The sequence below is a fragment of the Chenggangzhangella methanolivorans genome, from assembly GCF_019797865.1.
GTDB classification, from domain to species: domain Bacteria; phylum Pseudomonadota; class Alphaproteobacteria; order Rhizobiales; family Methylopilaceae; genus Methylopila; species Methylopila methanolivorans.
In genome coordinates, this window is the sequence record NZ_CP081869.1 from 3993192 (window position 1) to 4014425 (window position 21234).

26 protein-coding genes and 2 pseudogenes are annotated in these 21234 nt (G+C 64.5%); 10 read left to right on the top strand and 18 right to left on the bottom strand.

Annotation, left to right across the window (positions count from 1 at the left end):
- Positions 1-175: 175 nt before the first annotated feature.
- The 11 genes from K6K41_RS20855 to K6K41_RS20900 all read right to left on the bottom strand — a co-directional run bounded on the left by K6K41_RS20855 (position 176) and on the right by K6K41_RS20900 (position 6442).
- On the bottom strand, positions 176-1240 hold the full coding sequence (locus K6K41_RS20855; protein ID WP_261401868.1) for an IS110 family RNA-guided transposase: 1065 nt from the start codon (positions 1238-1240) through the stop codon (positions 176-178).
- A gap of 108 nt (positions 1241-1348) precedes the next feature.
- Positions 1349-1537, bottom strand: coding sequence for a DUF2177 family protein (locus tag K6K41_RS30705; RefSeq protein ID WP_378150352.1), 189 nt, complete (start codon positions 1535-1537; stop codon positions 1349-1351).
- A gap of 9 nt (positions 1538-1546) precedes the next feature.
- On the bottom strand, positions 1547-1858 hold the full coding sequence (locus K6K41_RS20860) for a SemiSWEET family sugar transporter (protein WP_261402095.1): 312 nt from the start codon (positions 1856-1858) through the stop codon (positions 1547-1549).
- The gene (locus K6K41_RS20865; RefSeq protein WP_261402096.1) at positions 1855-2454 is read right to left on the bottom strand and encodes an urea carboxylase-associated family protein; all 600 of its coding nucleotides are present in this window, start codon (positions 2452-2454) and stop codon (positions 1855-1857) included. The genes K6K41_RS20860 and K6K41_RS20865 overlap by 4 nt, the downstream gene beginning before the upstream one ends.
- Positions 2451-3239 carry a guanitoxin biosynthesis heme-dependent pre-guanitoxin N-hydroxylase GntA gene (gene gntA, locus K6K41_RS20870; protein WP_261402097.1) on the bottom strand — a complete coding sequence of 263 codons (789 nt, stop codon included), beginning with the start codon at positions 3237-3239 and terminating at the stop codon, positions 2451-2453. Before gntA ends, K6K41_RS20865 begins: the two co-directional genes overlap by 4 nt.
- Complete coding sequence (locus K6K41_RS20875) at positions 3236-3550, bottom strand: hypothetical protein (RefSeq protein ID WP_261402098.1); 315 nt, start codon at positions 3548-3550, stop codon at positions 3236-3238. The genes gntA and K6K41_RS20875 overlap by 4 nt, the downstream gene beginning before the upstream one ends.
- A 32-nt stretch (positions 3551-3582) precedes the next feature.
- Positions 3583-4380 (bottom strand): SDR family NAD(P)-dependent oxidoreductase, encoded by a 798-nt coding sequence (locus tag K6K41_RS20880; RefSeq protein WP_261405802.1) that lies wholly within the window; start codon positions 4378-4380, stop codon positions 3583-3585.
- A gap of 11 nt (positions 4381-4391) precedes the next feature.
- A complete protein-coding gene (locus K6K41_RS20885; protein ID WP_261402099.1) occupies positions 4392-5561 on the bottom strand; it encodes a zinc-dependent alcohol dehydrogenase in 1170 nt (389 codons plus the stop codon).
- Positions 5562-5666: 105 nt separating this feature from the next.
- Entirely contained in the window at positions 5667-5840 is a 174-nt protein-coding gene (locus K6K41_RS20890) for a DUF2934 domain-containing protein (protein WP_261402100.1), read from the bottom strand.
- A 45-nt stretch (positions 5841-5885) separates the two neighbouring features.
- Positions 5886-6278, bottom strand: a complete 393-nt coding sequence (locus K6K41_RS20895) for a SpoIIAA family protein (protein WP_261402101.1) — start codon at positions 6276-6278, stop codon at positions 5886-5888.
- A 5-nt stretch (positions 6279-6283) separates the two neighbouring features.
- Positions 6284-6442 (bottom strand): hypothetical protein, encoded by a 159-nt coding sequence (locus K6K41_RS20900; RefSeq protein ID WP_261402102.1) that lies wholly within the window; start codon positions 6440-6442, stop codon positions 6284-6286.
- Between the two features lie 291 nt (positions 6443-6733).
- Between K6K41_RS20900 and K6K41_RS20905 the strand changes: the two genes are divergently transcribed.
- The 5 genes from K6K41_RS20905 to K6K41_RS20925 all read left to right on the top strand — a co-directional run bounded on the left by K6K41_RS20905 (position 6734) and on the right by K6K41_RS20925 (position 9195).
- Positions 6734-7066 (top strand): hypothetical protein, encoded by a 333-nt coding sequence (locus K6K41_RS20905; RefSeq protein WP_261402103.1) that lies wholly within the window; start codon positions 6734-6736, stop codon positions 7064-7066.
- Positions 7067-7127: 61 nt separating this feature from the next.
- Positions 7128-7619, top strand: a complete 492-nt coding sequence (locus tag K6K41_RS20910) for a hypothetical protein (protein ID WP_261402104.1) — start codon at positions 7128-7130, stop codon at positions 7617-7619.
- Positions 7620-7648: 29 nt separating this feature from the next.
- Positions 7649-7849, top strand: a complete 201-nt coding sequence (locus K6K41_RS20915; protein WP_261402105.1) for a hypothetical protein — start codon at positions 7649-7651, stop codon at positions 7847-7849.
- Entirely contained in the window at positions 7846-8127 is a 282-nt protein-coding gene (locus tag K6K41_RS20920) for a hypothetical protein (RefSeq protein WP_261402106.1), read from the top strand. Before K6K41_RS20915 ends, K6K41_RS20920 begins: the two co-directional genes overlap by 4 nt.
- Positions 8128-8262: 135 nt before the next feature.
- Positions 8263-9195: a PhnA-like protein gene (locus K6K41_RS20925; protein ID WP_378150361.1), complete on the top strand. Its 933-nt coding sequence runs from the start codon at positions 8263-8265 to the stop codon at positions 9193-9195.
- 123 nt (positions 9196-9318) lie between these two features.
- On the opposite strand, the gene K6K41_RS20930 is transcribed toward K6K41_RS20925, so the two are convergent.
- From K6K41_RS20930 to K6K41_RS20940, 3 genes are all read right to left on the bottom strand, one after another.
- Complete coding sequence (locus K6K41_RS20930) at positions 9319-9996, bottom strand: HAD family hydrolase (RefSeq protein ID WP_261402107.1); 678 nt, start codon at positions 9994-9996, stop codon at positions 9319-9321.
- 43 nt (positions 9997-10039) lie between these two features.
- A complete protein-coding gene (locus K6K41_RS20935; RefSeq protein ID WP_261402108.1) occupies positions 10040-10201 on the bottom strand; it encodes a hypothetical protein in 162 nt (53 codons plus the stop codon).
- A gap of 74 nt (positions 10202-10275) precedes the next feature.
- On the bottom strand, positions 10276-11190 hold the full coding sequence (locus tag K6K41_RS20940) for a manganese catalase family protein (protein WP_261402109.1): 915 nt from the start codon (positions 11188-11190) through the stop codon (positions 10276-10278).
- A 318-nt stretch (positions 11191-11508) separates the two neighbouring features.
- Here K6K41_RS20940 and K6K41_RS20945 point away from each other — a divergent pair, with 318 nt between their 5' ends.
- Positions 11509-11832 carry a hypothetical protein gene (locus K6K41_RS20945; RefSeq protein WP_261402110.1) on the top strand — a complete coding sequence of 108 codons (324 nt, stop codon included), beginning with the start codon at positions 11509-11511 and terminating at the stop codon, positions 11830-11832.
- 981 nt (positions 11833-12813) lie between these two features.
- On the opposite strand, the gene K6K41_RS20950 is transcribed toward K6K41_RS20945, so the two are convergent.
- From K6K41_RS20950 to K6K41_RS20960, 3 genes and pseudogenes are all read right to left on the bottom strand, one after another.
- Positions 12814-13128 (bottom strand): SRPBCC family protein, encoded by a 315-nt coding sequence (locus K6K41_RS20950; protein WP_261402111.1) that lies wholly within the window; start codon positions 13126-13128, stop codon positions 12814-12816.
- A gap of 190 nt (positions 13129-13318) precedes the next feature.
- Positions 13319-13744 (bottom strand): organic hydroperoxide resistance protein, encoded by a 426-nt coding sequence (locus K6K41_RS20955; protein WP_261402112.1) that lies wholly within the window; start codon positions 13742-13744, stop codon positions 13319-13321.
- A 123-nt stretch (positions 13745-13867) separates the two neighbouring features.
- Positions 13868-14023, bottom strand: a pseudogene (locus tag K6K41_RS20960) (integrase core domain-containing protein); the annotation flags it as partial.
- A 161-nt stretch (positions 14024-14184) separates the two neighbouring features.
- Between K6K41_RS20960 and K6K41_RS20965 the strand changes: the two are divergent.
- The 3 genes and pseudogenes from K6K41_RS20965 to K6K41_RS20975 all read left to right on the top strand — a co-directional run bounded on the left by K6K41_RS20965 (position 14185) and on the right by K6K41_RS20975 (position 17816).
- A pseudogene (locus K6K41_RS20965) lies at positions 14185-15367 on the top strand (IS3 family transposase).
- Positions 15368-15455: 88 nt separating this feature from the next.
- Positions 15456-17207 carry a hypothetical protein gene (locus K6K41_RS20970; RefSeq protein WP_261402113.1) on the top strand — a complete coding sequence of 584 codons (1752 nt, stop codon included), beginning with the start codon at positions 15456-15458 and terminating at the stop codon, positions 17205-17207.
- Between the two features lie 327 nt (positions 17208-17534).
- Positions 17535-17816 (top strand): hypothetical protein, encoded by a 282-nt coding sequence (locus K6K41_RS20975; protein WP_261402114.1) that lies wholly within the window; start codon positions 17535-17537, stop codon positions 17814-17816.
- A gap of 431 nt (positions 17817-18247) precedes the next feature.
- Here K6K41_RS20975 and K6K41_RS20980 read toward each other — a convergent pair whose 3' ends face one another.
- The gene (locus K6K41_RS20980) at positions 18248-18790 is read right to left on the bottom strand and encodes a hypothetical protein (RefSeq protein ID WP_261402115.1); all 543 of its coding nucleotides are present in this window, start codon (positions 18788-18790) and stop codon (positions 18248-18250) included.
- Between K6K41_RS20980 and K6K41_RS20985 the strand changes: the two genes are divergently transcribed.
- Positions 18780-21218 carry a recombinase family protein gene (locus tag K6K41_RS20985; RefSeq protein ID WP_261402116.1) on the top strand — a complete coding sequence of 813 codons (2439 nt, stop codon included), beginning with the start codon at positions 18780-18782 and terminating at the stop codon, positions 21216-21218. The genes K6K41_RS20980 and K6K41_RS20985 overlap by 11 nt on opposite strands.
- Positions 21219-21234 lie beyond the last annotated feature (16 nt).

Genomic DNA, 21234 nt, shown 5'->3' on the forward strand with positions numbered 1-21234 from the left:
TGTATCCGGCCTGTTTGATCGGCTCGCGGGCCGTGGCCTTGATGGGAATACGCACGCGCATTTGGTCTCATTAGCGGACAGGTCGCCAAGCGACCCTAAGGGTCATCAGACTCCGAGCGCGTTGATCGATCCGTTCCATGCAGTTCTCGGTCGCGAACTTAACGAGGCTACGGCTTCAGATCGCCGTAGCCTCAACAGGGTGAGCGTCGAACGCCCTGTCATGACGTAGAACGCTCCAGGCGATGCGGGCGAGCTTGTTGGCCAGCGCCGTCGCCAGCTTGTTGCGGTGAAGGCGCGTCGCCGCTTCCTTCAGCCACGATCCGAAGCTGAACCGCTCCCAGTTCTGCGGCCGCATGAGGATGACGTTCGCAGCCTGGATGAACAGCGTTCTCAGATAGCGGCTGCCGCGTTTCGAGATGCGCCCGAGGATCGACCTCCCGCCAGTGCTGTACTGCCGCGGCACAAGGCCGAGCCAGGCGCCGAAATCGCGTCCGCGTTCGAAGGCTTCGCCCGTTCCGATCGCGGCGACCACGCCGGTGGAGATGAGCGGCCCGACACCCGGCACGCTCATCAACCGACGGCAGTTCTCTTCGGTCTGGCTGATCTGCTCGATCTCACGGGTGATGGTCTCGATGCGTTCGTCCAACCAGAGCCAGTCCTCATAAAGCCCAACGATCAGGTCGTGCATGCGCGGCGAGATCTCGCTCTCCCTGTTCCTCAAGATCTCGAACAGCGAGTTGCGCAGCGAGCGCGAACCTGTCCTGACCGCGATGCCCTGTTCGATCAGGAAGGCGCGGATCTGGTTGATGGTCGCGGTGCGGCGGGACACCAGCCGCGAGCGCACTCGATGACAGGATTGGAGATCGAGCTGATCCTGCGTCTTCTCCCGAACCAGGTTTAGGTTCGGCCGCAATGCCGCCTCAGCAATCGCCTCTGCGTCGTTGTAGTCATTCTTCTGGCCCTTCACGAAGGGCTTCACGTAGATCGCCGGAATGATCCGAGGCTCATGGCCGAGCTCACGCAGCGTCCGGCTGACAAAGTGCGCGCTCAGACAGGCCTCCATTCCGACGATGCAGGGCGGAAGCGCCCTGAACGTCTCGACGAGGGCAAGCCGTCGGATCTTCTTCCGGAACGCGATCTTCCCGTCGGGGCCAAAACCCACGACGTGAAAGACGTCCTTGCCGATATCGATTCCGACGGATGTCAGCGCGGGCGTTGTGGTTTCGCGGGTCGTTTGCATGGGCTGCTTCTCCAGGTCTTCGCGGGCAACAGCCTTGAAGGCTAACCCGCCGAGGGAAGCAGCCGGTCCATCCCATTAGCGGTCGCCGCAAGCGACTGCTTTCCGACGTCAACCGGAGAGATCGCGTGTTGCAGAAAACCTGATAGTGGCAGCGACAGCAGATAGAACCGTGCCTGAAGCAAGATCGACCAGCGCCAAGGTCGTTGGGAAGCCGCGGATCGCGGCTAAGTTGGTCAGGTCAGAGGTAGTGCCGCTTCCCTGCTGTCGGGCACTGCCCAGCGTGCGTTCGTGGCCCACGGGGCGGCTTCACGACTTGGGATTCAGGGTCTGCGACACCCGACGCGTGATCGCGCTAGGAAGGATTTTCATCACCAAAATGAAGGCTGATAGGCCAAGGCATGTCGCGTTCGTCACGATCAGCGGCCACTCTGTGCGGGCAAGTCCGTAGGCGAGCCACAGCGCGAAACCGCAAACGGTCACGGCGTACATCGGGGTCGACAGAGACTTGGTGTCGCCAGTCTTGATGATCTTCCACGCCTGCGGCGCGAAGCTTGCGGTCGAGCACAACGTGGCGAGAATCCCGATCACAAGCACGAGGTCGAAGGATTGCAGGCTCACGGAACCTCGTGGGCGTTGAGCACCCGGTAATGGATCGGCTTGAAGCTGTGGTTGTTGGACTGCTCGGCCGAGCAGGCGGTCAACCCGATCACAAGGTCCATTTCAGCGCGAAACCGGGCATGATCGCCGGCGTTGCTCTTGGGCGGCAGAACTCTCAGTTCACCCGTTTGACCGTTCACTTCGACATGCATGAAGACGTTGAAGGCGACCGGAATTTGGTCCGGGCCGATGCCCCAGGGCTCGAGCGCCGCGGTCAGGTTTCCATGACACCCGCGGTGGGGATGGTCGTGGCCGTAGATGATGCGGAAGGTGTCGGCGCTGCAGGGTGTTAGCAGGAAGTCGTGGCGGCCGACCGTGTCGGCGACGATCGTCATCATCACGCGGCTGCGGTTTGAGTAGATAGAATCGCCGGTGGTCAGGAAGATTTTTGAGGCGTAATCGATCGAACGACCGGACGAGATAGCCTCGTTGAGGTCGTCTCGCGAGAATGCGACCAGGTCGGCCACCTGCTCGCCCTGCGGATCGATCACCTCTAAAACCTGCCCCTGTGACAGCTCGAACGCGACGCCGGATCGCGGCGCAATGCATTGGGTCACGCAGCTTCTTCGCGTTCGGTAGGCTGGAATGGGCAGCGCCAGTTTTCCCCGACTTCCCGGCCGCTGTACTGCTTGGCTTCGCTGTCCTCGCCGTGGTCCGCAAGCATCGGATTGATCGACCCGTCCAGCTCCGTGTCGCGCTTGCGGATAGCCGTCTGAAGCGGCTCGTATTTGCCTTCCGCACGAAGCTTCTCGAACTGCTCGTGCAGATTGAAGACGAGTGTCGGGCGTTCGAAACGGCGCGCGGCGCGGCTGGCGCCGTCATGCAGGCCTACGACGAAGCAGGCCGCCGATTTTAGGCTGAAGCCGAACAGCGACGACTCCGGGTCTTTCGAGACTGTCTTGTCCCAGCGATGGCTCTCCGCATCAAGATGATGCAAGGCCTCGAGGCGGTCCCACAACGCCTGCTCGAACGCCTCCTCCGTCAGGCCAAGCGGGCCGTCGAATATGGCGACGAACGTGGCGAACATCGCGTCGTCCTGTTTGTACCAGTCTATGAACTCGTACAGGTTTTTGAGAAGGTCTCGATCGCCCGACCCATCGCGCAAGTCCACACCCGACCAGAACTTCGTTTGATCTCGGCGCAGCGCTGACTTGGCTCCGACACAAGGAAATTCGCTCTTTTCAATAAATGTACGAAAATCATCAGTTTTAATTGACGCATTAAAAGACATAATAACCTCAGGAACTGTTGACTCAGTCAACGAACACGTGAAGCGTTCGTTCCTCGTGAGATGCCAAGCCTGCTCAGTGGCCTCGTGCGGCGGTCCGGCAAGCTTGTTCAAGGCTCGCTGCGCGCCGGTGGGTCGCTGGCGGGAAACGTGTCCTCGAGGGCTTCGTCCAGCCTGTCGCCAACCTGTGTTTCTTTCAGCCGTTCGAGAGGGGCCGGGGGCGTGTTGACCCCCATGACATGATCCGGCTCCATGACCTTGCCGCCGAACAGCACCCAGGGGACCATTGCCTCCTTGGGCCCTGCGCCCTGATGGGCGGCGCGGATCGCTGCCTCGAAGGTCGAGAACACGTCGCCTGCCGCGAAGTCCGCCACCTCCGGGCGGTCGCCGTCGGGCATCAGCAGAAGGGTGGCGGTCTCGGTCATCTTGGCTCCAATTCAGTGGCTACGGGCCAGCGTCATCGGCCGGACCAGGGTTTGGCGCCCTTTGCGTGAGCCGCGGCGAGCACCGACGACGGAACCACGTTGGCGGCCGCCGAAATCAACTTGGCTTTCAGGCCGCTCGCAACGTCGCCGTCGCCTGCCATCATGGCCTTGAATCCGGTCGCCGCGACCTCGGCCGCGTCGTCCTTCTTCATAACGCCGGCCTTGGTGTCGCCGAGATCTCCGCGCTCGAAGATCGCAGTTTCGGTCGGTCCCGGCATGAGGACCGTGACGGTGACGTTCTCGTCCTTCAGCTCGTGTCGGAGCGCGAACGAGAAGTTGTTCAGGAACGCCTTGGTGGCGTCATAGACCGCGTCGAACGGCCCCGGAACATAGCCGCCGATTGACCCTGTGATCAGGATGCGGCCGGAACGGCGAGAGCGCATGCCCTGTCCGACACGGTGGATCAGATGGAGCGTGCCGGTAACGTTGGTGTCGACCAGCCCACGGACGCGGTCGAAGTCCTGATCCAGGAACGCCTTGCCGAGCGCTCGGCCGGCGTTTGCCAGCAGGGCGTCGACAGGACGGCCGTCGATCGCCGAGATCAGCGCTTCGACGCCGTCCGCCGTCGAGAGGTCGGCAGTAATCGCCGTGACGTCGGCCCCGCGCTCGCGAAAGAAGCCGGCTGCGGCATCGATCTCGCCGTCGTCGGACGCGACCACCAGGTCGAAGCCACCGTCGACGCACTCTCTGGCGAGCTCGAGCCCGATGCCGCTCGACGCGCCGGTGACGACGGCGAGCGGTCGCCGGCCGCCTGCGGTCTTGTTGCCCATGATCATGTCGCTCATGGTCTCAACACCACTTTTATGCAGCCGTCGTGCTTGTCCCGGAACGTCTTGTAGAGGTCCGGTCCGTCTTCGAGACCGCCGCGATGGGTGATCACGAAAGACGGGTCGAGCTCGCCCTTCTCGATCCGCTCGAGCAGGAGCGGAAGGTATTTCTGGACCGGCGTCTGAGCCATGCGGAACGTCAAGCCGCGGTTGATCGCCGAACCCATCGGCACCTTGTCGAGGAAACCGCCATAGACGCCGACGATCGAGACGATTCCGAAGTTGCGCGTGCAGTGGATCGCCTGGCGCAGCACGTGCGGACGGTCGGTGCCCATAAACAGCGCGGCCTTGACGCGGTCCACGATGCTGTCGGCGCTCGCCGTCACGTCGGCTTCGGTGCCCACCGCGTCGATCGAGGCGTCGGCGCCGCGACCATCGGTCAGGTCCATGATGCGCTCGTAGATGTCCTCGTCGTGGAAATCGAGCGTGATCGCGCCGGCGGCCTTAGCCAGCGCAAGCCGCTCCGGCACCGTGTCGACCGCGATGACGCGCTCGGCGCCGAGAATGAAGGCGGAGCGGATCGCCATCTGGCCGACCGGTCCGCAGCCCCAGATCGCGATCGTGTCGCCTTGGCTAATGTCGCAGAAGTCCGCCGCCATGTAGCCGGTCGGGAAGATGTCGGAGAGGAACAGCACCTGCTCGTCGGAGAGATGATCCGGCACCTTGATCGGCCCGACGTCGGCGTAGGGCACGCGCAGATATTCCGCCTGTCCGCCGGCGTAGCCGCCGAGCAGATGGGAATAGCCGAATAAGCCCGCGGGCGAGGAGCCCCAGAGCTTGGCCGCCGTCTTCTTGTTTGGGTTCGAGCGCTCGCAGCCTGAAAAGAAGCCGCGCTTGCAGAAGAAGCACTCGCCGCAGGAGATCGTGAACGGCACTACGACACGGTCGCCGACCTTCAGGTTCTTCGTGGCGGCTCCGACCTCCACGACCTCTCCCATCGACTCGTGGCCGACAATATCGCCGCTCTCCATGCTCGGGATCACCCCGTCATAGATGTGCAGGTCCGAGCCGCAGATGGCGCAGGCCGTCACCTTGATGATGGCGTCGGTGGCGTCGACGATGGTGGGGTCCGGCACGCTGTCGCAGCGGATGTCGCCTTTGCCGTGCCAGGTCAGAGCTTTCATCAAGACGTCTCCAGGCCGTCGCCGGTCTTGAGCCAACGAAGCGAAATCAAAGGCGCGGGGTCGCGCCATGGCCCGCGCGCTCTGCGACGCGCGGCAGGTCGGCGATCAGTCGTCGCCGTTGATCGTGCCGAGCGCCGGCTGGACCGAGCCGCTGTCGTCGGCGGCTCCTATTTCGCGTTCGGCCTGAGCCCAATGCGCTTCCGCCTGCCCGTCGGGCATTCCGGCCTCGACCCAGAGATCGTAAGCGCGCTGTTCGATCAGATTGTTGCGGTCGGTCATCGATGGTCCTCGATTGGGGGGATGGAAGGCGGTCTTAGGTCGGGCCTAGGGCCGCTGATCCACCCAAGCCCAGGCCGCGGCTTCGTTGGCGAGTTCGAAGGTCTTGGCGTCGACAGGCGAAAGCGACCCGAAGATTTCGATCATCGTGCGCGCCCAGGATGGGGCGCCGACAACGGCGTAGCGCCTCACGCGGGCGACGGAGCGCGACTGCACGCTCAGCGCCTCGCCGTCCAACATCGCGCTGAGCTCGGAGCCTTCGTAGTTCGTCATGAGCAGCAGCATGTCGATCTGCTCATGTTCTTCGAACGCGCGATCGACGATCCGCGACATCCATTCGATGTCCGCCTTTGGGATCTTCGACTGAATTTCAAAAACGAGCAGGTCCAGCCGCGGGCTGTCGCGACTGACGATCGAGCGTTCTGGCGCGTCGATCGGCACCGTCGTTACCGCTTGCCGGCGTCTTCGTCGATACCGGTCGCACGCTTGTAGGCGTCGCGATTGCTGCGCTTGCGCAGAAACCAGACCAGCGACACGACGCCGAACAGGATCGCTGCGCCGAACGTCATAAACATGAGACTGGGGACCATTTCATTGCCGGTCATGCGCTGTCTCCATGAAGCCGTGCGTGGCTCGATCATGGACGCAACCGTTCGAACCCCCGTTCGATCCCTACAAAAATCATTTCAGCTGAAATAAATCGTGCAATCGAACGAAATTATCCCAGATCGTTATACCGGTATAATACAATCTGCATTTGGATTTCATCGGGAAATTTGGTCGACGAATTGCAGCCGGGCGCCAGGAACTTTCGAGCCAATATTTAATTTTAGTTCCATCGCGCAGGTTGATCGCTCCGACCCGGAGCTGCGTCCCGGTCGCGTTTGGATGCCTAGATGAAAATGATTCTCGGCGCGGCGCTTGTCGTCGCCATGACGGCCGCTGCCGCTATCGCTCAGACCGCTCCGTCGACCTCCGACGGTCCGGCCCCGTCCGGCAGCCAGAAGACCACCGATCCCAAGCAGTCCTCGCCCGGCGCCACCGGCGCGATGTCCAACGAGGCGTCGCCGCTCGCGACCTCGCCCCAGGACGTCAAGCAGCAGCAGGAAGGTAAGGGCACGGCGGCGATGCCCAAGGCGCGCGACGACAACGCTCCTGGCGCGAGCAGCGCGCCGGGCGCGGTCGGCGCGGCGCCCGGATCGGACGCTAGTCAGGGAAAGTCCCGGTAACATGCGAGCGACGCTCTTGGCCGCATGCGCGGCCAGCCTTGTTCTGACGAGCCCGCCGACGATGGCTAGGGATCTCGTCACTCCCGGGCCGGACCGCAACTCCCACTCGCAAGGGGCGCTTGACGGCGCGAAGTCCTCGCGGGTCGGGTTGGTCCAGAGCGTCGAACTTGCGGAGAACGCCGGCCGCGCACGGGCGATCTCGGCCGTCTTCACGCCTTTCGCGATTGGCGGCGGCTCGCACGACGTAGTGGTGCTCCGGCGCGACGGTATGCTGGCGCACTACCACATCGACGCCAACAACGGCTCCTTCATCGGGGTGACCGATCAGAAGGTCGCCAGCCTGATGACGAGTCTGACGCCGGACGCGGGCGGGGCCGCGAAGCTCAGCTTGCGCGACGCGGTCTCGATCATCGAGAGCCGCGCGCCTGAACGGCGTGCGATCGGCGCGGCCGCCGAACAGTCCGGGACGACGATCGAGTACGAGATCACCGTCGCGACCGCCGACGGCGACAAGAGCTTTCATGTCAGTTCCAACGGCGACGTCTCCGAATAAGGAGGCGCGCCCGAGAGAAGGATGCCGAGATGATCGACGCCGACGACCGCAAGGCCCGGATCAAGGACGACGCGAAGGGCGCGATGGCTCCTTCGCAGGCTGATTCGCGCAACGACGGCGTTCACAGCGCCCGTCCGGAGGGCGAAGACGGCGACGCGACGCGCGAGGCCGACGATCATTCGGCCGCGGTGACGCCCGACACTGGACCCGTTCCGAGGACCGACCGATGACCGACGCCACCGATCTTCACGAAACCGGCCCTTTCGGCGCTTTCTTCAAGATGTCCGCGCTGACGGGCGAATGCCTGGAGGTCATCGGGCTGCGCACAGTCAAGGCGATGTGGGGCGGCTCGGCGGCGACCGAAGAGGCGATGCTCATGATGTCGGAGAAGGCCGAGGCCGCCATGCGGTGCGGTTCGGCGCTCATGGCGGGCGACTCGATCGAGGCAGTGATCGACGACTACCGGACCGTCGTGCGCGCCAACGCCGTCAGGCTGCATGGCGCCTGAGGGCGCGCCTCCGATCAGAAATTGCCCTCGCTGTGGCTCGCACGACGGCCGGGCGGTGAAACTGCAGGAATGTCGACCTCGACGCCTGACTGACCGGTCGCCTTCGTGGCCGTCGAACTCTCGAAGGAGAGCAATATGACAGACATTCCAATGGCGGGAGCCACCGGCCAGAGAACCTATGCCGCCGGCGACAGAGCGGATGCGGCCGATCGGACTTTCGCGCGCAGCAACATTTCATGGGGCGCGGTATTCGCAGGCGTCGTTATGGCGCTCACCGTCCAGTTCCTCCTCAACCTGCTCGGCGTTGGCATCGGCGCCGCCGTGATCGATCCCGGCACGGGCGACAATCCCGCGGCGAGTTCGGCTTCGATCGCCGGCGGCCTCTGGTACGTCGTCGCGGGCGTCATCGGCGCGTTCGCCGGCGGCTACGTCTCGAGCCGGCTTTCGGGTCGGACCGGCAGAAACACCGGCTCCTATCACGGGCTCGTGAGTTGGGCGGTCGCGACAATGGTCGTGCTGTACCTCCTGACGACGTCGGTCGGCGCGCTTATGGGCGGAGCGTTCAACGGCGTGACAAGCACCATTGGCGGCGTCGGCGGAGCGGCTTCGACCGCGATGCAGGCCGCGGGCCCCTCCCTCGCGACCATGAACCCGATGGCTGACCTCGATCGTTCGGTGCGTGAAAACAGCGGCAGCGATCCGCAGGCGCTCCAGTCCGGCGCCGTCACTGCCATGCAGGCGGTCGTGATGGGCGATCCGGCCAAGGCCGAGGAGGCCCGAGGTCGCGCGGCTGAGGCTTTGTCCAAGGCCCGCAACATCCCGGTCGACCGGGCGCGCGTGGAGATCGGCGACTATGAGGCGAAATACCGGCAGACGGTCGCTCAGGCCAAGCAGCAGGCGACCAACGCCGCGGTGACGGCCACCAAGGTCGTCTCGCGCGGTGCGCTGCTCGGCTTTGTCGCCCTGCTGCTCGGCGCTATCGCGGCCTGGTTCGGCGGAGCGATGGGCGCCGTCCGCCGCATGGTTCCGACAGCCGCGACCACAACGACGACGCGCCCGCGCGTCTGACGCATCCGCCCGGACGGTCGTCTGGCGATGTCTGGGCAAGACGACGGGCGGGATCCTCTGTGTGGGACCCCGCCCGTTCCTTTATGCGCCGCCTGTCAGAACCATGGCGCGCCCGTCCCTGGTTCAGCGGCGTCCGCCAACCTCGTCGACATGCTTCAACAGGTCCGCGGGATCGTCGTAGACGCGGAAAGCGCCGGCGTTCCGCAGCTCCTCGAGGCCGTAGCCTCCGCTCAAGAGGCCGACGCCGAGGGCGCGGCAGCGCATAGCCGCCAGCATGTCCCAGATGCTGTCGCCAATCACGATCGACGTTTCGATCGGAACGCCGAGCCGCTCGGCGGCGGCAATGAACAGATCCGGATTGGGCTTGGCGTGCTGGACCTGGTCCCTGGTCACGACGACGTTTCGATCGGGATCTACGCCCAGCGCCGCAAGGTTTACGGCGGCCGTCGCCATCCGACCGCTTGTCGCGATCGCCCAGTCGACATCGTTCTGCGACAGCCAGTCCAGCAGCGCCTTGGCGTCCGGCAGCGGGCGGACGCCGTCGCCGTAACGCCGATAGGCCTCGGCGTGAGATTCGCCGAGCCGAGCGATGCGCTCAGGGCTAATCTCGACCCCGATCTCGCGAAGCAGCTGGTTGGCGAACAGGCCGCCGCTCATCCCGATCTTGCGGTGAATGCGCCAGACAGAAAGCTCGATGCCTTCGGCGTCCAGCGCATCCTTCCAGGCCAATACGTGCTGATACACGCTGTCCACCAGCGTGCCGTCGAGATCGAACAGGAACGCGGACGGTTTCGGCGTCACGTTGTACGCCTGCTAGCGTGCGCGCCTTCTTCGGTAGGATCGCTCACACAATGAAGCCCCACGCCACGCCCATGCCGACGAGAGCGGCGAGAATGCTCGCTCCCAGCACGATCGGCATGCGTCTCGGGCGATCGGTCCCGCCCTTGGCGTCGACCTCCGACGTGACCTGGGTGGTGGCGCCGACGGGCGGCGAGTTGCGTTTCATAATCATCTTTGAGGGCTTTCATGGGGTCTAGACGCGCGAAGGCGGCCGGCATCGCTGTCGGCCGCCCCGTGTCGTCACATCTTGGCGTGGAGCTTCGCAGCGATGTCGAAGATCTCTTCGGGCGCGTAGTCGGTCGTGAACGCGGCGGAGGCGCCCACGAGTTCGTCGATCTTGGCGCCGTCCGGATGACCGGAGACGACCTCGAGATCGCCAGGCGGGTCGCCCGGAAGCGCCTGCTCGCCGCCGCCCCAGATCGCGGCCATGTCGCGATAGGTCTCCTCGCCCCAGGTATAGAGGCGGCGATGGCTGCCTTCGTCGAGATACTTCTGCGACTCCGGAATCTTCGATAGGTCGATGTTCGGGGTCGGCAGCATCTTCTCCATCTCGACACCGGTGAGCTTCTTCAGCGCGAGCGCGTAGGAATGTGCATGGACCGAGCCGCGCACCAGCAGATAGCCGCAGACTTCACGCCCGGTCGGATCCGACAGCGTCTCGTAGACGCGCAGTTTGTGCATCCGCGCGCCACATTCGAGGAAGAAATTGTGAAGCAGGTCGAGCACCAGATTGCCGGTCGAGAACACGAACGTTCCGTTCCACGGCAGTCCGTTGGAATCGACCGGCAACGCGCCGCCGCCGGCATGCAGGAAGGAGGCGGCCGACCTGATGTCGGTCATGTCCTTGAACGGCGCGGACGAGATGTCGCCCTTGTGGTCCTCGTCCGGCGTCGGCCCGTTGGCCAGCATCGTGATGCCATTCGCGACAAGCTCGACATGGCCGAGCTCCTCGGCCGTGATGCTGGAGACCAAGCTATAGAACGGCTTGACCTTCGACTTGTTGCGGAAGTTGAAGCTCTGGAACATGTAGTTGTTTAGCGTCGACATCTCGCCGAATTTCCCGCCGAGCAGTTCCTGCAGTGCGGCCGCCGCATTTGGATCAGCCTTCTTGGGCTTCGGCAGATTGGCCTGAAGCTTATCGATTCTCATAAACATTGAACGTCTTTCAATTTGAACGAATGAAGGTTCGCCGGCGCACGCGTCGGACCGACCGCGGCAGACAGTGTCTGCGACGGGCGAAATAAGACGCGGTTTGGATGTCCGGCACCGGCCGCCGGTCTCGTCAGGCCAACGGACCTTCGGCGCAGATGTTCCCGATCTTCAAAATAAAAAATACAGAGAACGTTGTATTTTCAAATTGAATGGCCATCTCTGATAGATAAAAACAGACATAGCAATAAATAGCGGAGATATTCAGTGTATTATGTCAATAATCTCATCGCCACGGCCGTGGCTTTAACGTGCATTTCGACTGTGGCGATCGCAGGCGAGTGCACCGATCAGATCAAGGCGCTGCAGCAGAGCGCGGCGATGACGGACGCCAAGAACAAGCCGGGCAATCAATCGACCCCGACCGACACCGGATCTGCAAAGACCGAAGGCACCGCAAGCGTTGGTGCCGACAAGGGCGCGGGCGAGCAGCCTAAGACGTCGGAGGCCGCGCCGATCGGCGCCGCCGGAGGCGGAACGAAAAGCGCGTCGGAACAGATTCTCAAGGCGACCGCCCACGACCAGCGCGGCGAAGAGGCCATGTGCATGGAGGCGATACAGGCGGCCAAGAAACTGCTCGACACCTGACGGTTTCCTCAACAGCGTCCGGCTTGGCTTAAGCCGACTGCGCAGCCGCGGGTGCATGGGCTTTTTCTCGCAGCGCTCGAACTCCTATCGGTAGATCGTGTCGTCGCCCAGCCTCTAATACAGGCAGCGATGGTCCGTTAGCTCGTCGGGATAGCTGGGCTTGCCGAAATGTTCAGGTAGCCGGGATTGGCGGCCGCGACCCACAGATGTCGGACGAAAGCTGCTGATTGATCATGCCCTCCGGCATTGCGCCGCCGTATCGGATCCCTGCGTCGAAGCCCCCGTTCGTCACCTCGACAACACGACTGGTGACGGCAAGGAATGCGACGCCCTTCAACGTCGGATGCCGTAGGTCCCCGACAGCATCCGGCCACGATACTCGATTTCGACCGTAGCCAACCCTTAGGACGCGATCTTTGCCGCGATCGCGCCGCAGCAAATTCGCTTCGAATGACCCCATCCCGATCGAGCCGAGTTGACCGAGACCCGCTCGGCGTCCTTCAGCTCGGTCAGGTTGAGCGAACGCGATCCAGACGAGTAGGCGATCTTGCCAAACGCGTCGATCTGAGGCGTTCGATTCAGGCTGTCCGTGCCTTATAGCGCCCGAAACGGCCGGTTTAAGCGAACGTCCGCTTCTGGAACGTACGCTAGTGTCTGCTGTTGGCGCCGAACGACTGCGCGTCTATGAGCGCGGCTGACCCAAACCGGTCGTGTGGACAGTCCGGTTATGGCCGACAGAGCGCCGCGCCCCTTCGCGCCACGAGATCGTGGGTGGGTTCACTGGACCGAGGCTCGTCGCAGGACGACGACGCGGCGGCAGCGCGGGACCGTCGGCGCCAGCCAGCGCAGCGCCAAGACACGCGTTTCAAGAAGCATTGGGCGCGGGGCAACAATTTTGCGTGATCGCTCGTTCAAGCGCCGGCCGTGTATTGGGGCGGGCCTTTTGGCGGTCGCTTCGTCGTTACCCTTGGGCATGAACGATCAGGTCCAGGTCACCGTCGAGCTCTCGCCGCTGCCCTTGATCGAGAACGTCGACTTGTAGTCCGCGACAGGAAGCGGGCTCTCAACGATCACGTAGGAGTAGCTGCTGCCCTCCTTCACGGCCGTCTGGTTCTCGACGATCGTGCCGCCTCCTTTCAACGACAGTGTGCGTGTCTTGCCCTCGTTCGACAGCGCGCACTTCTCAACCGCCGGATGGAACTGGCCGATGCCGCAGAAGTCCTTGGCGCTCGCCGCCCAGACTTTCTCCGGCGCGGCCTTGATCTCGATAGACTCGATCACCTCGACGGCGGTCATCCAACGAGCGCGGGAAGGGCGAGCAGAAGCAGCTTCTTCATGAGCATTTCCTCCTAAGGTTCTTAGTTATTGCGACTCGAGACGGATGCGTTTTGGTCGTTGGGCCGGGTCACCTCACATCACGCCTGTTACGGCGATCCGCCGTCCCGAGCCTGCCCGTTGGAGGCGCCGCCCGAGAGATTCCGCTGAGTCAGCCAAGCTTCAACCCGACGTCGACGTTGCCGCGCGTGGCGTTCGAATACGGGCAGACCTTGTGAGCTTCGTCGACAAGCTTGTGCGCGTCGGCCTCGTCCAAGCCAGGCAGCTTCACGAGGAGTTCGGCGGTGATGCCGAAGCCGCCTTCCGAGCGCGGTCCAATCCCCACCGTCGCTCTCACGGTCGCGTCGGCAGGGACCTTCAGAGCGAGCGAGGGCGCGACGGCCTTCATCGCTCCGATGAAGCAAGCCGAGTAGCCGGCCGCGAAAAGCTGCTCGGGGTTCGCCCCGTCGCCGCCGGCGCCGCCGAGCTCCTTCGGGGTGGAGAGCTTGACCTCGAAGGAACCGTCGTCGGTACGGGCAGATCCGTCGCGCCCCCCGGTCGCGGTCGCGGTGGTGCGATACTTCACGTCAACAGGCATCGGTCTCTCCTTCTGATTTCGATTACGTCCGACAGCTCTGGCCGGCCCCCATGGACTGGTCCGGTTACATTAGTAGTTCATAAGCGTCGATGACGCGACGGTTGTTGTGGCCGGCGGAGTTGGTCAGGGTTGCGCAGCCGGCCATAGCGCGACCTCGGGTGCGGGTGGCGTGTAGCCTAGCGCCGAGTGCGGACGGACCGCGTTGTAGTGGCGTCGCCAGCTCTCGCTTACGGCCTTGGCTTCGGCGAGCGAGCAGAAGACCTCGTCGTTGAGAAGATCCGTTGTGCCCACTCATCGGGGCTGACAGTTACATCTTAGGTATTTTCCGTATCTCGCCATGCGCTCGCCCGCGGGCTTTCATTCGCGGATGCAAAGTGGTCTGCCCCCTGAGAAGTGGTCCTCCCTGAGGTATGGCTTTTGGCCATTTGGAGGACTGCTTGATGCCGAGGAAGAGGCACGCGCCTGAAGAGATCGTCGCGAAGCTGCGGCAGGTGGAGGTTCTGACCGCGCAAGGTCGACCGGTGGCGGAAGCGATCCGTTCGATCGGCGTGACCGAAGTGACGTTCTATCGCTGGCGCACCGAGTATGGCGGGCTGAAGGGCGATCAAGTGAAACGCCTGAAGGAGCTCGAGGCGGAGAATGCCCGGCTTCGACGAGCGGTGTCGGACCTGACGCTCGACAAGATGATCCTGGCGGAGGCGGCCAGGGGAAACTGATCAGCCCCGCCCGTCGCCGGGACTGCGTGGACCGTGTGGTGAGCAAGCTCGGCGTGACGGAGCGCCGTGCCTGCCTCGTGCTCGGCCAGCACCGATCGACGCAGCGGAAGATCCCGACCCGGCCTGACAACGAAGCGGCGCTGACCGCCGATATCGTGGCGCTGGCTGTCCAGTATGGCCGTTACGGCTACAGGCGGATCGCGGCTCTGCTGCGCTCCGCCGGCTGGAGCGTGAACCTGAAGCGCGTCGAACGGATCTGGAGACGGGAGGGGCTGAAGGTTCCGGTGAAGCAGCCCAGGCGCGGGCGGCTCTGGCTCAACGACGGCTCATGTGTCCGGCTGCGGCCTGAACGGCCGAACCACGTCTGGTCCTACGACTTCGTCGAGGATCGCACGCATGACGGCCGTAAGTTCAGGATGCTCAACGTGATCGACGAACCGAAGGTCGGCGCAGCCAGTTCACACGCGAATGCCTGGCGATCCGGATCGGGCGGAGGCTCCGGTCGACCGACGTGATCGACGTTCTGTCGGACCTGTTCATCCTGCGCGGCGCGCCGGTCCACATCAGGTCGGACAACGGTCCAGAGTTCGCGGCCAAGGCCGTCCGTGAATGGATCGCGGCCGTCGGCTCTCGAACCGCCTTCATCGAGCCAGGCAGTCCTTGGGAGAATGGCTACTGCGAGAGCTTCAACGCCCGGCTGCGGGACGAGCTTCTCAACGGCGAGATCTTCTACTCGCTCGCCGAGGCCAAGGCCGTGATCGAAGGTTGGCGGCGGCATTACAACGCTGTCCGCCCGCACTCGTCGCTTGGCTACAGGCCGCCTGCGCCGGAGGTCGCGCTATGGCCGGCTGCGCAACCCCGACCAGCTCCGCCGGCCACGCCAACCGTCGCGTCAGGCCGCTCATGAACTAACATTCCAACCGGACCACTCGATGGGGGCCGGCCAAGATTTTTGAGGGGTTTTTTGGAGCGGGCGAAGGGAATCGAACCCTCGTATGCAGCTTGGGAACTTCCCTTCGCCTTTATTCCCAGAAGGATCTCAAACCTCCAATTCCTTAAACGTTTCAGGCCACTGTCGGCTGCGGGGGCGCCAGCTCCTCATTTCACTCCATCGCAAATCCTCAAAAGAGGAAGCGCGAAACTGGTCACGGGCTGGTAACGCCATGTCGCGCAAACCGCGGAAGACGCCCTTCGCTCTGACCCCGGCGAAAATCGTAAAGGCCGAAGACCTGGTCCGCCAAGGGCTGCAGACGCCAGGCCTCGAATGGCGCGAGGCCGGCGGTTTCTCGATCCGCTTCTCGACCCGTGGCGGAACCTACCGGCTGCGCACGGAGACCGCTACGCCCAAGCTCGGTGAGGTCGGGATCACTCCGGGCCACGTCGCCCGACACCTGGCGCACGAATGCAGGCAAGCGCTGCGCAGCGGGCGGGACCATAACGCCTATGTCCGCGTCTACACCGAAAGGTTCGAGGCCGGCGACGGCCACGACGCGGCCCACATCGAAGCGCTCCGGGTCTCCTCCGGCAAAAGCGGCGCGATCTCGTCCGATGCGATCTGGACCGTCGCGGAGCTCAGCAAGAGTTTCGTCGACTACAAGGTCAAGAACGTTTTCAAGGACGGGCGATGGGCGACGAGATTTCCTCGGCTTTTCGACGATCCGGTGTTCGACCCGATCCGCAACAAGAAGGTGTGCGACGTCGGTCACGCGGATCTGTTCGCCATAAGGCGGGCTCTCGTCCCCACTGGGGAAAAAGGGGGAAGTCGCGCCGTTGTCCTTGTTCGCTACATGGTCGGCATGTTCGATCATGGGCTGGCCAACGAAGCGGATGTGTGCGGATTGCTCGGTCGCGATCCGATCTGGCGCGCCGTGACCGTCGAGGCCGAAAACAATCCTCGCCGCCGCGCGCCGGAGCCCGTCGAACTCGCCCGGACGCTCCTGATCGTAAAGCAGCATGCGGCGCGCGAAGATGGCGTCGTCGTGGCCTCGCTCACCTTGCAGACGCTGCTGCTGTTCGTTTTCAGCACAGCGCAACGGACCGGCGCGGCGGCAAAACTGCGTCGAGAAAATCTGCTCGCCTATCCAGGCCGAGCCGACTGGCGCATTGCGCATTTTCCCGGGGCTCAGATGAAGGGCCTCAAAGGAAAGACGCTCGCGCACGCCGTCCCTGTGGCGCCGTCCATGGTCCGGGCGATCGAGCATATGTGGGCTGAAGTCGATCCGCAGTCCAAGAGCCAGTTCGTCTTCCCCGGGCACCGCGGCGCCGGCCCACGAGCCGCCGCAGGGCTCAACGGACTGTTCAGGCAGCTTCGAGGCGATGCGGACGACCGCCGACCGGCGCCCAAGACGTATTATGAGGGCAAGCCTGGGCCAAAGCCGCGCCCACCGCGCAAGCGCAAGCCGATCGACCTGCTGGAAACCTACTTGCGAGAATTGAAGTCGCACCCCGACGAGCAGACCGATTTTACCCCGCACGACGCTCGAAGGGGGTTCACGAACTTTCTGTCTGAGCGGGGCCTCGGCGGGGCGGCGTCGGCCGTCCTGGCGCATGCGCAGGGCGATAACCACAAACAGTTCGTGGAGGAGAGCGCCGAGGAGCAGATGGCGAGGACCACGTCCCGGCACTACTTCACGAGCCAACGCATTGAGCTCAAGACGAAGGGCGTCGAGCTGTGGACCGCAGCGCTCGATGAGGCGCTCGTCGCAGAAGCCGACCGCGTTCAGGAAATCGGGCGCGCGATCGCGTAAGCCCAGCTGATCCGCGCGACGAACCCGTCGCGCGCCCGGGCGCCGAAACCGGCGCCGTCGCTCTTCAGGAGCGAACCAGTTGTCCAACCGCAAACAGCCTGCCGCCAGGCCCGCATCCGTGGACCAAAGCAGGATCGTATTGAAAAAAATGATCGATAGAGATCTGCACAACGCGGACAAAAAGGGCAATAATGCCGAGATTCCAAACGGGTTAAGGAGGATTGTCGTAGCGCTCGGAAAACTCGGAAATTAGGTGTTGTGCAATTTCCACCCATGTGCTACATGTGGGTTGGTCAGGCTGGGGATGTGCACGCGCAGCCTCTGCCGATGCTTCGACCCGCCAACCGGAAAGAGGTGACCTTGGCCAACAACCACAACGTCGTGCCGTTCGCGCCCAAGCCCGTTCAGGCCTCGCCCGACAAGGACGACGCCCGCGCGCAGGGCGCCCACCCCGTCGGCGCCACGGCCCCGCGCATGGAGCTGACCAGGCTGGTCAGCCTCATCGGCGGCGAGATCGGCCCGGAGCTCTGCAGCGCCTGCCGCTGCGCCGTCTGCGGGGACCCCGTCGAGCCGTACGAGGAGCTCGTGCTGGAGCACCTGGCCTCGTAATCTGACTGTCCGGCGCAGCGCTTTCTGAGGCGCTGCGCGTCGAAACTGACTTCAGCGGACCGGCGCAAGACGCCGGTCCGCCAATCGTCGTGTGCGTTTCTTCACATCGGCCGCCGGGGATCCCGGCGCTCTTCGCACCTCAACCGTCCGAGGACCGATTGTTCGAGAACGTCGCAATGCGCGATGACGTCGTGCCGATCGCCATCAAGTCCTTTTCGCCGCCGCGTCTCATGATGCGCTGCGTGCCCGTGCGCGACTTCTAGCGCGCTTTCGAGACGCTCCGGCCCCGAGCCGCCGCGTCGCCCTTCATACGAGTTCGAACGCGAGCAGCGCCGGCGCAGCCGGCAGCTGATCGCCCGCGATCCTTCAGCATCTGCTCGCCCGCTGCGGGTGAGAGCGCTCGCGATCGGCGCAACGCCGACGTGTCCTTTTCAACCAGCCATGAGGCCCAGAATGTCCAACAGCAAGACCACCATCACCACCGAGGCCGAGACCTCCAGGATCGCCCGCGCCAAGGGCGCGACCGCCAAGATCGGCCGCGCCGCGCGTAAGGCCGCCCCGGCCGAGGCCGTGTCCGCGTCGCCGGCCCCGAAGGCCAAGCGCGGCAAGGCCGTATCGCCCAAGGCGGCGGCCGCGCCGGTCGTCACGGAAGAGGTCGTGCCCGCGCCGGCCCAGAAGGCCAAGCGCGCCAAGGCCGCGTCGCCCAAGGCGGCGGCTGCGCCGGTCATCCCGGCCGAGGTCGAGGCCGTGGCGGCCCCGAAGGCGAAGCGCGGCAAGGCCGTGTCGTCCACGGCGGCGGCCGCGCCGGTCATCCCGACCGAGGTCGTGCCCGCGCCGGCCCCGAAGGCCAAGCGCGGCAAGGCCGCATCGCCCAAGGCGGCGGCTGCGCCGGTCGTCACGGCCGAGGTCGTGCCCGCGCCGGCCCCGGAGGCCAAGCGCGGCAAAGCCGCGTCGCCCAAAGCGGTGAAGCTCAACGAGGCCGTCACCTCCGTGTCGATCAATCCGGTTTCGACCTGGTCGCCCTCGAGCGAAGAGCCGGCGGGCGAGGAGGGCTCCGCCCCCAAGTCGAAGCTCGATCGCGCCAAGGGGGCGAAGAGCCGCGTCGGCCGCAACAAGCCCACGAAGGGCCCCGAGACCGACACGGGCGCGTCCGGCGACGGCGAGATGATCGCCCTGCTCGAGAGCGTCGAAAAGCCGTGGTCAGACCTCGTGGTGACGGCGCTCACGGAGGAAGAGAAGAAGAGGCAGTTCAAACGCGCCGTCGGTTACCTGCGATACTCGACTCGCGGCCAGTCGCCGAACTCGCTGGTGCGTCAGGCTGAGCTCATCCGCCAATACGCGGCCGCGCATGGCATGACCGTGGTGGCGATCGTTTCAGACATCGCCACCAGCGGGACGCTCGAGAAGCGTCCGGGTCTCGATGAGGGGCTCGTCATGCTCGCCGACAAGCACGCTGACGTCCTGATCGGCGAGGATTGCGATCGCTTCGCCCGCAAGCATTCGATCTTCCCGAACCTGTTCGACAAGGTCAACGACCTCGGCGGGCAGCTCTGGACCGTGTCTAAAGGTCATATCGCCGATGGCACGACGGCCAATCTCTACGGCGCCATCGCCGCCGAGGATCGCCTTAGGACGGTTTCCCGCCTGTCCGCCGGGTTGCGCGTGTCCATCAATCATGGCCGCCGCATTCCCTATCTCGGCTATGGCTATGATCCCGGCGCCGAGAAGGGCCTCTGGCAGATCAACGAGGAGGAGGCCGGCCATATCCGCAAAATGTTCGATATGGCCGAAACCGGCGTCAGCCACCACTATATCGCGATCGTTATGAACCAGCAGGGCTTGCGCACCCGCAAGGGTCATCCCTGGCGATCGACGACGATCCGCAAAATGTTGTGCAACCCGATCTTCTCGGGCGTCTACCTGTTCGGCCGGAAAGGCTACCGTACCACCGCCGGCGCTCGTCCCACGCTTGTCGTCGAGTTCGAACAGCTGGCGATCATTTCGGCCAAGCAGTTCGCCGCCGTCGCCTGGCGCCTGAGCCAACGCGCCAGGGAGCGCAAGGTCAAAAACGCCCCGCGCGTCCAGTACACCGCTCATTTCCTGGACCGTCGCGTGACATGCGACGCGTGTGACCGCCATATGTATGCCAAGACCCGCCAGAGCGGCCCGGCTTATCGCCGCAGCCTGGAGTGCAGGGGTGGGGACGGGCTGTTCATAGCGGGCCACGGGCTCGAGGAAGGTATCGTGCGTGGCGCGGTGCTGGACTGCATCGAACGCAGGCTGCTGACCGACGAGGCGAGCGAACTGTTCGACGCCGAGCGCGCCGCCCGTCGCGAAAGGGAGCGCCGCGCCCTCGGCAAGGAGAAGATCTCGTTGTCGCTGCAGCTTCAGTCCGCCGAGGCGAAGGCCGACGCGTCGTTCGAAGACGGCTGGATGATCGGAGCGAGCGAAGATCGCCGCATCCGCAAGCGCATCGAGCTCGAGGAGAAGGTCACGGAGATCCGCGACCTCATCAATCAGCTCAGGCTCCGCGAGAAGGCCTTGCTCGCCGCCGACGAGAACCGCGAGACGCTCGCCGAGCGTTTCACGCGCTTCCGCGAGGAAGGCTCGAGCCTCAGCTCGCAGGCCGCGTTCGAGCTGGCGCATGCGCTGCGCTCGGTGCTCGTCGGGGTCAGGGTTTCGTTCGATCGCGAGAACGGGGCCTACGACCTGCGCATCGAGCTCGCGCCCGACGGCGGCGCCGACTTGATGGGGGCGGCGCCCCAGGAGACGGTGGTTGAGTATCGCCGTATCTACCGGCGGATCCTGCGCGATTCCGGGGATGAGTTCCTGACCCGTGTGCGCGCCGCTCTCGAAGCCGGCTGGCTCAGCCTCAGCCGTCAGGACTACCTGCGGCTCGTCGAGGCGGCCCCGGTCCTGACGACCTTGCCGAAGAGCTGGCCGGTGGAGACCCGGATCAACTTCATACGCGGGGTCCTGGCATGCGCGCTGACCGGGCTTGCCGCCACCGCCCTTGACGACCTCGTCGAAGCCGAGGGTCGTCGCAGCCGCAGCGGCGGCATCCACCAGCTGCGTGGCGGCTTCGAGAGGCTTGCTGCGTCGGGCGGGGTCGAACAGCTGCGCGATGCGCTGCTCGCACTCGACATCGCAGGCCTTCCCCGCATCGAGGGAGAGCTCATGCCCGACCGCCACAAGCTGCCGATCATGACCTGGCTCCCCGAATGGGACGCCCCCGAATGGCGGTCTCACGACGGCTCGCACGCGTTCTCAAACGATCAGGGCGATGTTGCGCCCTTCGTTTGCGACGCTCCGGGAATGCAGACGCCCGAGCCGTGCGACGGCGATTCCGAGGTCGACGAGCGCGACGTCTGGGCTCTCGCCGCCGCGGGCGACGACGACTGACGCAACACGTCAGTCG

What these genes read in the sequence shown, in the direction of transcription:
- K6K41_RS20855 (WP_261401868.1), bottom strand. Translation starts at nt 1,240, where the DNA reads ATGCAAACGACCCGCGAAACCACAACGCCCGCGCTGACATCCGTCGGA.
- K6K41_RS20875 (WP_261402098.1), bottom strand. Translation starts at nt 3,550, where the DNA reads ATGACCGAGACCGCCACCCTTCTGCTGATGCCCGACGGCGACCGCCCG.
- K6K41_RS20880 (WP_261405802.1), bottom strand. Translation starts at nt 4,380, where the DNA reads ATGGGCAACAAGACCGCAGGCGGCCGGCGACCGCTCGCCGTCGTCACC.
- K6K41_RS20885 (WP_261402099.1), bottom strand. Translation starts at nt 5,561, where the DNA reads ATGAAAGCTCTGACCTGGCACGGCAAAGGCGACATCCGCTGCGACAGC.
- K6K41_RS20890 (WP_261402100.1), bottom strand. Translation starts at nt 5,840, where the DNA reads ATGACCGACCGCAACAATCTGATCGAACAGCGCGCTTACGATCTCTGG.
- K6K41_RS20900 (WP_261402102.1), bottom strand. Translation starts at nt 6,442, where the DNA reads ATGACCGGCAATGAAATGGTCCCCAGTCTCATGTTTATGACGTTCGGC.
- K6K41_RS20905 (WP_261402103.1), top strand. Translation starts at nt 6,734, where the DNA reads ATGAAAATGATTCTCGGCGCGGCGCTTGTCGTCGCCATGACGGCCGCT.
- K6K41_RS20910 (WP_261402104.1), top strand. Translation starts at nt 7,128, where the DNA reads ATGGCTAGGGATCTCGTCACTCCCGGGCCGGACCGCAACTCCCACTCG.
- K6K41_RS20915 (WP_261402105.1), top strand. Translation starts at nt 7,649, where the DNA reads ATGATCGACGCCGACGACCGCAAGGCCCGGATCAAGGACGACGCGAAG.
- K6K41_RS20920 (WP_261402106.1), top strand. Translation starts at nt 7,846, where the DNA reads ATGACCGACGCCACCGATCTTCACGAAACCGGCCCTTTCGGCGCTTTC.
- K6K41_RS20925 (WP_378150361.1), top strand. Translation starts at nt 8,263, where the DNA reads ATGACAGACATTCCAATGGCGGGAGCCACCGGCCAGAGAACCTATGCC.
- K6K41_RS20935 (WP_261402108.1), bottom strand. Translation starts at nt 10,201, where the DNA reads ATGAAACGCAACTCGCCGCCCGTCGGCGCCACCACCCAGGTCACGTCG.
- K6K41_RS20940 (WP_261402109.1), bottom strand. Translation starts at nt 11,190, where the DNA reads ATGTTTATGAGAATCGATAAGCTTCAGGCCAATCTGCCGAAGCCCAAG.
- K6K41_RS20950 (WP_261402111.1), bottom strand. Translation starts at nt 13,128, where the DNA reads ATGACCGCCGTCGAGGTGATCGAGTCTATCGAGATCAAGGCCGCGCCG.
- K6K41_RS20955 (WP_261402112.1), bottom strand. Translation starts at nt 13,744, where the DNA reads ATGCCTGTTGACGTGAAGTATCGCACCACCGCGACCGCGACCGGGGGG.
- K6K41_RS20970 (WP_261402113.1), top strand. Translation starts at nt 15,456, where the DNA reads ATGCAGCTTGGGAACTTCCCTTCGCCTTTATTCCCAGAAGGATCTCAA.
- K6K41_RS20975 (WP_261402114.1), top strand. Translation starts at nt 17,535, where the DNA reads ATGCTTCGACCCGCCAACCGGAAAGAGGTGACCTTGGCCAACAACCAC.